The following is an 8,813-nucleotide window of genomic DNA, read 5'->3' on the forward strand; positions in this document are numbered from 1 at the left end:
GGTTACACATTATTTAAATATCAACTATATACTTTCAAAAATACTGGTTACTTGTACGGTAGGTGTTACCTACAATTACCTGATGCAGAAGAAATTTGTATTCGCTTAATATGAAAAATCAAATCCACAAAATAATATATATATGGGCCTTGTTGCTGCCATTACTGGCGTTTCAGGCTTCAGCGCAAAGTACAGTGGTTACCGGGATGATTACTGATGCGAAGGATAAGGACCCCTTGCCATATGTAACCATTCTTTTTAAAGGAACAAATCTGGTGACCAGGAGTGATGCGGATGGTAAGTTCAGTATCAGCAGCTCTGAAAAGCAATCGCAGATCCAGTTCAGTTTTGTTGGTTATAAAACAAAAGTAATAGATATTAAGCCTGGTGAAACCCAGAATATTTCTGTCAAGCTGGATCCGGATGCGACTTCATTAAATGAGGTTGTGATCAGCCGGGGAAAAAGACCTTCCTATAAAAATAAAGGAAATCCTGCTGTAGAATTAATCAGGAAAGTTATTGAGCATAAAGATGCCAACCGGATGGAGAGTTATGAACAGGTTCAGTATAAACAATACGAAAAGATGGTGTTCTCTATGAGCAATCTTTCGGATAAGTTTAAAGATAAACGTTTGTTTCGCAAATATCAGTTTCTTTTCGAAGAGCAGGATTCGACAAAAATTGGAGGAAAGAATATACTACCTATATATATAGAAGAGAAGATATCGCAAAATTATTATAATAAAAACCCGGAGAAGAATAAAACAATTGTATTGGGTGATAAACATGTTGACTATAATACACCCCTGATAGATACTAAAGGCATGAGCCAGTATTTTGAGCGGATGTATGCACATGTGGACATCTATGATAACAACATTTCTTTATTAAGTAATGAGTTTTTGAGCCCTATTGCAGGTTCTTCACCTACTTTTTATAAGTTTTTTATTACAGATACCATCAAAACGCATAATCCTCAACTGATTGAATTGTCTTTCATTCCAAGAAATAATACGGACATCCTGTTTGAAGGTAAGATTTATATTACCATGGATGGAAGATATGCAGTGCAGGATGCCTTTTTAACTGTCAATAAGAACATCAACCTAAACTTTGTAAGGGCAATGGAGGTAAAACTGGATTTCGATAAAGCACCGGATGACAGATATTACCTGAGCAAGACACGGCTTCTTATGGATTTTGGTGTCAATAAAAATAAGGGCGGTGGTTTTACCGGTGAGAGAACGGTCACGGTAAAGGACTTTCAGATTAATCAAAAGCAGCCGGAAAGTGTATTCCAGGGTGGAAAAATGGTGGTAGCCCCCGAAGCTGAAAAACGTAGCGAGCAATTCTGGGTTGAAAACAGGGCGGATACTTTGTCTCCTTCTGATTTGAAGATCTACAAAAATATTGATACCCTGTCCAGAATGAGTTCCTTTAAAAAGACCATGGATATCGTAACGTTGCTTTTTGCGGGCTATAAGGATTTCGGACCATTTGAAGTTGGTCCGGTGAATACGTTTTATAGTTTTAACAGCACGGAGGGTTTGAGGTTACGTTTGGGGGGCCGTACTACGCCTGCATTGAGCAAAAGATATTATTTTGAAACCTACGCAGCCTATGGTTTTAAGGACGAGAAATGGAAATATTTTTTAAGTGGAACATACTCACTTAATAATAAGTCTATTTACGCGTTTCCTCAGCAATATATAAGAGGTAGTTTCCAGAGAGACACCAAGATCCCCGGACAGGAACTCCAGTTTGTTCAGGAGGATAACTTTTTGCTTTCTTTCAAGCGTGGAGAAAACAATATGCTTTTGTATAATGATTTTTATAAAGTGGAGTACATGAGCGAGTTTGAGAATCACTTTTCTTATAATGTTTCATTCCGCAAATGGACTCAAAGACCTGGGGGCGATCTTTATTTTAATAACCTGGTTGGTAATCAGTTGAATACGATTGATCATATCAATACTTCAGAGATTAGCGTAGCGTTGCGTTATGCGCCAAATGAGAAATTTTATCAGGGAAAAATCTACCGGACGCCTATATTTGACCGATACCCAATTTTCAATCTGCGATACACTGCAGGTTTAAAAGGTGTTTTTGCCGGAGAATATAACTATCAAAATCTTGCCGGGAGCATAGATAAACGTTTTTACCTGTCTCAATTGGGATATTCGGATGTAACAGTTGAAGGTGGTTATATTTTTGGAAAGGTCCCTTTCCCGTTGTTGACCATTCATCGTGCCAACCAGACTTATGCCTATCAGTTGAACTCTTATAACTTAATGAACTTCCTGGAATTTGTAAGTGATCATTATGCCAGCTTAAATATTGATCATAATTTTAACGGATTCTTTTTAAATAAAATACCTTTGTTAAAGAAACTGAAATTAAGAGAAATTGTGTCCTTTAAAATATTGTATGGAGGACTAAGGGATGAGAACAATCCTGCGGTCGATAAATCCCTGTTGCAATTTCCTGTAAATTCGGCTGGAGTTGCAACTACGTATTCACTAAATAAGGATCCGTACATGGAAGGAAGTGTTGGCTTGGGTAATATTTTTAAATTACTTAGAGTGGATCTGGTAAAAAGGTTCAGTTATCTGGAGCATCCTGTGGTATCTACCTGGGGTGTGCGTGCAAGGGTGAAATTTGATTTTTAATATAAAAGACTAGACTAAATGGCTGCTATAACATTAAGAGATCGTCTTCAACAGGGAATTTATGTGGTCATAAATCCTTTTGTGAAAGGTCTGATACGCATTGGGCTGACGCCTAATGCGGTGACAACAATTGGCTTAATACTAAATATTGGTGTTGCCGTGATATTTATTTTCGGTGCGGAAAGAAGTAACCGTGGTGATCTTTCCTTTGTAGGATGGGGTGGAGCACTTGTACTTTTTGCTGGTTTATTTGATATGCTTGACGGTCAGGTAGCCAGGCTCGGTAATATGAGTTCTACTTTTGGTGCTTTGTACGATTCAGTTCTGGACCGTTATAGCGAATTAATCATGTTTCTGGGAATTTGCTATTACCTGGTTTCTCATCATTATTTTTTAAGCTCGCTGTTTGCGTTTATCGCTTTAATGGGCTCTATGATGGTCAGTTATACCCGGGCGAGAGCTGAGGGACTGGGTGTAGAGTGTAAAGGTGGTTTGATGCAAAGACCTGAACGTGTAATTACGATTGGTGTAGTGGCCATTGCTTGTGGAATTACCGGACATTTTATTGGTGGTGATTATAAGATCTATGTCCCTGGAATACCTTTCCATGTTTTTGAGACGATGTCTATTTTTACTATTCCGATTACGATTATGGCGTTTATGACCAATATTACTGCTGTAAACCGCTTAAGGGAGGCAAAAAAGGCTTTAAACCAAAAGGATGAAGAGAGGCGGGCTGCTTTTAAAGGTGGAAAGACACTTCTTATTGCCGGATTGTTAATTGCTTCTGCGCTGGGCAGCAGTTCTGTTGCAATGGCACAAACAGACAAGAGTGATCCTTCACCTATTAAATTCCCTACTCCGAAGGGTATCGCTAATCAGCTGTTTTATCTGCAGCGTGATCCAAATACCAATACCATTGTTTGTGAATTGAATGTAGATGCTAAAGGTCAGTTGATAAAGGAGGAGCCTATTAAAGTATACTGGGTTCGTTATCAGGATAATGGTGAGAAAAAGGACTTAAATTATATTCAGCGTAAATTTGCTTACGGTATCCATGTAGAAGCCATAGGGAATGATGAATATAAGCTTAACTTTGTTTCTTATAAGAAATTTCCGATGTATCTGATGAAATCGGCGGCGGATAAAAAATATCATGTCTATGTAACGGCGAATAATAAGAAGATACAATTAGAAAGGATCTTTGTCCGGATAGACGGAGGTAGTTTCTGGGTGCCAAATGTGAAGTATGTAGAGTTGAAAGGTACAAATCCTTCCAATGATACACCTATAACGGAGCGAATTAAAGTTTAAAATATATAAGATGAAAACCATGTGGTGCCTTAATTTCTGAGTAGGAAGCGGGTGATCATTTGGTGTTTTCATCACGATTAAAAATAATGTCCTTATGAAAAAGAATTTTGTTTCGAACTCGTCTGAGTCTATCAGGATGTTCAAAAGCGGGTTTTTAGAAAGTTTATCAAAAGTTAGTTTTTATGTGCCACTTATCGTATATGTACCGGTAATACTATATTTATGTTGGAAATCCTTATTTGAACTTCAGATGGGGTGGCTAAATTTTGCCGGATACCTTTTATTTGGCTTGTTCGTCTGGACTTTTACTGAATATATACTTCACCGTTTTGTATTTCACTTTTATCCTAAATCTGAATGGGGAAAGAAAATACATTTTATTTTTCATGGCGTGCATCATGATTATCCTAATGATGCAAAGCGACTGGTTATGCCTCCATCAGCAAGTATACCTCTGGCGCTGGCATTCTATTATTTGTTTTTGTATATTTTGCCTGCCGGAACAAATGATGCTTTTTTTATTGGTTTTATTGGGGGATATCTGGTTTATGATATGACACATTATGCGCTTCACCATGCAAATTTTAAGAATGGGTTCTGGAAAAAATTGAAACAGCACCACATGTTGCACCATTATTCCGATTCAACAAAAGGATATGGTGTGAGTTCTGATATGTGGGACAGGGTATTGGGATCCAATTTTTTAAAGAAGAAGGATGCCTAAAGATTTACCTGTTAAGCTACCACTTTTTACAAGTAAGAATATCATCAGGACTTCGCTGATTTCTATTGCTTATTTATTACTCTCCAGTTTTTTGATCGGATTTAAATCGAATCAGATCATTCTTGTTCTGATCTTTAATGTTTGCTTTTATGCTTCCATAATCACCAGGAAGTTTATTCTGGGCTTTTCTATATTTATTGTGTATTGGATTCTTTTCGATTATATGAAAGCTTTTCCAAATTATCTTTACCATAGTGTAAGTATAGAACATCTTTATCGTTTGGAAAAAAGCATATTTGGAATTCACTTTAATGGAAAGGTAGTAACTCCAAATGAGTACTGGTTGTTGAATAGCAGGCCCGTAATGGATGTGATTGGTGGCTTTTTTTACCTGATGTGGATTCCGGTTCCTCTGGCCTTTGCAGCTTATTTATTTTTCAGGGACAGAAAACAATTCCTGTTGTTTTCTCTGACCTTTGTTCTGGTCAATCTTTTGGGATTCGTCATCTATTATCTTTATCCTGCTGCTCCGCCCTGGTATGTGCAGCTGCATGGTTTCAAATTTATAGCTCATACCCCGGGAAATACAGCAGGACTGGCCAGGTTTGATAAATTTTTTAATGCGGCAATCTTTAAATCCATCTACAGTAACGGTTCTAATGTGTTTGCAGCGATGCCTTCTCTGCATTCTTCCTATCCGGTTATCGTATTATATTACGGACTGAAAAACCGTCTTGGACTGATGAATATTCTGTTTGCCGTTGTGATGTTTGGCATATGGTTTACAGCAGTGTATACCAGTCATCATTATGTTCTTGATGTACTTGCTGGTATACTTTGCGCGGCCACAGGAATAACCCTTTTTAATTGGTTGCTGCGCCATACAAAACTCAGAATATGGATAGATCAGATGTGTCTGAGGATTGCTTAATGCAGGAGATTAGATATGTTCTACATGGTCTTCAAAATCTTCGGGGCTTTCTGATCTGAATCTGTTCTGTATATAGTTATCAGACCTTTCAACTGCTTTATCTGAAGGACCAGGCAATATGCCAGAAGATAGCTTTGGCCTTCGGTTGAATTTAACCAGTAGCCCTAATGCTGTTCCTGCAGAAAGACCGATCAGCAATGCTATTAATACATTTGAATTTTTATTCATAGAAGATCATTTATTGGCTTATTAACCTTGCTGAGGCTTAATTTGTTTTAGAATGACTAACTTTAAAAATTAAATTTAAAAATATTGATTGCCAGTACTCCATTAAAATTATCAGAATTGACGCGTCAGATCCAGCAGGTTCTTGATGGTGTTTTTAATGGGCAGACTTTTTGGGTAATTGCTGACGTAAGTAATTATACTTTTAAGGCAGATTCAAATTATCACTATTTTGAACTGGTAGAGAAAGATAAAGCCTCTTCAAAGCTGATCAGTAAAATGATAGCCCGGGCCTGGGGAAATGCTTCCGTTAATATTTCGAATTTTGAACGGGTAACAGGACAGAAATTTAAAAGCGATATAAATGTTCTGGTCCAGGTTACGGTACAATATAGTCCTGCTTTTGGACTGCAGTTGAACTTAGTAGATATTGATACGAATTTTACTTTAGGGCAATTTGAGCAGCAGCGAAAAGCTACGCTGGAGCGTCTTTTGAAAGAAAACCCTGAATTTATCAAAAGATCAGGGGATATTTACCAAACCAGAAATAGTATGCTGAAGTTTAACAGGGTACTTCAGCATATTGCGGTGGTGTCTTCTGATACTTCTGCTGGTTACCAGGATTTCCGGCATACGCTGGAAAATAATCCTTTTCAGTATTCTTTCCGCATAGACAATTACTTTACTAAGGTGCAAGGTGAATCTAATGCTAAGCCTTTTCTAACGAGATTAATTGAGATTTTTAATTCTGGAAATGCATATGACGCGGTAGTTATCATTAGAGGGGGAGGATCACAGACAGATTTTTTAATCTTTGATAATTACGAATTAAGCAGGGCTATTGCTAAATTTCCCGTACCTGTGATTACTGGAATTGGTCATCAGAAAAATGAAACCATAGTGGATCTTATGGCTCATACCTCAACAAAAACACCTACTAAGGCAGCTGAACTTATTCTCGCACACAACAGGAATTTTGAAGATAGTTTACTGAATCTGAAGAACCGGATTTTGATTAACACACAACAGTTGCTTTCCCTGCATTCGAATGCATTGTCGGGTACCAGATCCTATATCATAAGGGATGTGATCTCTTTATTAAATGAACATCGTCAGCGCGTATATTCTTTAAGTTCGATGATCGTCGGACAGCCCAGGTATATGATCGGCAACAGAAGAAAAGATTTGAACAACATGATTAATAATATCAAGTTGTATAACAGGATGTATTTATCGAATAAGAATGGGCACCTGGAGCACTATCTGGCTGTAGTTAAGCTGATGAGCCCTCAAAATATATTGAATAAAGGTTTTGCTATTGTAAAATGGAACAACCACATCATCAGCAAAGCAGACGATGTGGTGCCGGGGCAGGAACTCACGGTTCAGTTGGCCAGTACAGAAATTCATACAATAGTTAAATCAAAAGAAGAAATATAATGGAAGAAAATCTTACTTATGAAGCAGCCTATCAGGAGCTTGCGGAGATTGCACAGGAGATTGAGACAGAATCTGTTTCAGTAGATGTACTTGCTCAAAAGGTAAAAAGGGCTTCGGACCTCATTTCATTTTGTCAGGGCAAGCTGCGTTCCACAGAGGAGGAGGTTACAAAAATTATTAAGCAGATGGATAATCGGGCGTAAAAATATTTAATGTTGATTTTTTTTGTTGTCATTAAAACATTACAAGTCGTAACTTGTTGTGTGTAAAATAATTAATATGCTTTTACGTTAAGGTTTCTAGACCTGCCTTTGTACCTAAAACTAATTGTTATGGCAAATGTAATGACGAATAAGCCAAAAGATGTTTTACAAGAGGAACTGACCTCTGTGCAGCAAGTTCAGATTGATGAATATGCTGGTAAAGGAAACGATGAAATGGATAATGAAAACTACGTGCATGCCATTGGGTGGTTTAATAAAGCACTGGATATTATCCCTGTACCAAAAGAGAACTGGGAGGCCACGGGTTGGTTGAGTGCTGCCGTAGGCGACGCCTATTTCAATTTAGGGAATTACGATAAAGCCATCCGATATTTTGAAAAATCTAAATCGGTTTATGGAGATGAAGAGCGCAATCCTTTTGTATTGTTGAGATTGGGGCAGTGTTATTTTCATTTAAGTAGGGAAGAGCAAGCAAAAGAATGTTTGCTGGATGCCTACATGCTGGAAGGGAAAGAGTTATTTGATAGTGAAAAGGTGTATTTTGATTTTCTTTGCAGCAAGGTGCTTTTATGAGCTCAACTGAAAATATACCTTATCTAATACGTCGCCAATATTAAAAGGCTTTGCAATGATGTCGTTAGGTCCAAATTGTTGATTTAAAGTATCTCCCAGTTCATTTATACCAGAGATAAGAATAATTGGAATATGCATCAATTCCTCATTACATTTCATTTGCCTGCAAATTTCCCTGCCATCAGTATCGCCCAGGAGAATATCCATTAAGATTAAATCCGGCTTTTCCTTTCTGATCACCTGCAGGGCCTGATTGCCACTGGCAATGGTAACCAGGTCCCAGTCTGCATAATCAAGAACATCACTGAGTGCATTAAGGGTTTCCTGGTCATCGTCAAAAACCAATATTTTTTTGTTCATAAAACTAATATACGATGATGTAACTAATTTTATAACAAAAAGTTACAATCTTTAGCGCTGGATATTTTTCTCAATTCCCCGTTCAGGTTCGTAATGGAGTCCTGGAGATAACCAATATAAGAGGATCATTCTCGAATATCTGTAATTGAAAGGAGAGAATAGAAATACAGCAATCAGCAATATACCTGCAAAATACCATAGGTTTTCATAAACCAGCTCGAGGCCAAGTATATAGGCAGCTACGCTTATGGAAACCATCTCAGCAACATTCATAGCATAACTCACAAACATAGAAACGTAGAAATAACCAGGTTCACGTTCAAATCTCAGCCCGCAGTGAGGGCAGTTTTCAT

The 8,813-nt window shown here is 37.7% G+C and carries 10 protein-coding genes; 7 read left to right on the forward strand and 3 right to left on the reverse strand.

Annotated elements, in window-relative coordinates; all coding sequences use genetic code 11:
* The first annotated feature begins 110 nt into the window (after positions 1-110).
* The 4 genes from VNZ46_RS05690 (at position 111) to VNZ46_RS05705 (ending at position 5,638) form a co-directional block, all read left to right on the forward strand.
* Positions 111-2,669: a DUF5686 and carboxypeptidase-like regulatory domain-containing protein gene (locus VNZ46_RS05690; RefSeq protein WP_325559150.1), complete on the forward strand. Its 2,559-nt coding sequence runs from the start codon at positions 111-113 to the stop codon at positions 2,667-2,669.
* 18 nt (positions 2,670-2,687) lie between these two features.
* On the forward strand, positions 2,688-3,983 hold the full coding sequence (locus VNZ46_RS05695) for a DUF4833 domain-containing protein (RefSeq protein WP_325559151.1): 1,296 nt from the start codon (positions 2,688-2,690) through the stop codon (positions 3,981-3,983).
* Positions 3,984-4,077: 94 nt separating this feature from the next.
* Entirely contained in the window at positions 4,078-4,707 is a 630-nt protein-coding gene (locus VNZ46_RS05700; RefSeq protein ID WP_325559152.1) for a sterol desaturase family protein, read from the forward strand.
* The gene (locus VNZ46_RS05705; protein WP_325559153.1) at positions 4,700-5,638 is read left to right on the forward strand and encodes a phosphatase PAP2 family protein; all 939 of its coding nucleotides are present in this window, start codon (positions 4,700-4,702) and stop codon (positions 5,636-5,638) included. Before VNZ46_RS05700 ends, VNZ46_RS05705 begins: the two co-directional genes overlap by 8 nt.
* Before the next feature lie 9 nt (positions 5,639-5,647).
* Here VNZ46_RS05705 and VNZ46_RS05710 read toward each other — a convergent pair whose 3' ends face one another.
* Positions 5,648-5,866 carry a YtxH domain-containing protein gene (locus VNZ46_RS05710; protein ID WP_325559154.1) on the reverse strand — a complete coding sequence of 73 codons (219 nt, stop codon included), beginning with the start codon at positions 5,864-5,866 and terminating at the stop codon, positions 5,648-5,650.
* Positions 5,867-5,983: 117 nt separating this feature from the next.
* Between VNZ46_RS05710 and xseA the strand changes: the two genes are divergently transcribed.
* From xseA to VNZ46_RS05725, 3 genes are all read left to right on the forward strand, one after another.
* The gene (xseA, locus tag VNZ46_RS05715; protein ID WP_325559155.1) at positions 5,984-7,303 is read left to right on the forward strand and encodes an exodeoxyribonuclease VII large subunit; all 1,320 of its coding nucleotides are present in this window, start codon (positions 5,984-5,986) and stop codon (positions 7,301-7,303) included.
* Positions 7,303-7,506: an exodeoxyribonuclease VII small subunit gene (gene xseB / locus VNZ46_RS05720; RefSeq protein WP_325559156.1), complete on the forward strand. Its 204-nt coding sequence runs from the start codon at positions 7,303-7,305 to the stop codon at positions 7,504-7,506. The genes xseA and xseB overlap by 1 nt, the downstream gene beginning before the upstream one ends.
* A gap of 129 nt (positions 7,507-7,635) precedes the next feature.
* Positions 7,636-8,100, forward strand: coding sequence for a tetratricopeptide repeat protein (locus VNZ46_RS05725; RefSeq protein WP_325559157.1), 465 nt, complete (start codon positions 7,636-7,638; stop codon positions 8,098-8,100).
* Here the strand turns inward: VNZ46_RS05725 and VNZ46_RS05730 are convergent.
* Together VNZ46_RS05730 and VNZ46_RS05735 are read right to left on the reverse strand one after the other, a co-directional pair.
* Positions 8,095-8,460 (reverse strand): response regulator, encoded by a 366-nt coding sequence (locus VNZ46_RS05730; protein ID WP_325559158.1) that lies wholly within the window; start codon positions 8,458-8,460, stop codon positions 8,095-8,097. The genes VNZ46_RS05725 and VNZ46_RS05730 overlap by 6 nt on opposite strands.
* 51 nt (positions 8,461-8,511) lie before the next feature.
* Positions 8,512-8,813, reverse strand: a 302-nt coding sequence (locus VNZ46_RS05735; protein WP_325559159.1) for a DUF983 domain-containing protein, incomplete at its 5' end; no start/stop codon positions are given.

Source organism: Pedobacter sp., from assembly GCF_035566355.1.
GTDB lineage: Bacteria > Bacteroidota > Bacteroidia > Sphingobacteriales > Sphingobacteriaceae > Pedobacter.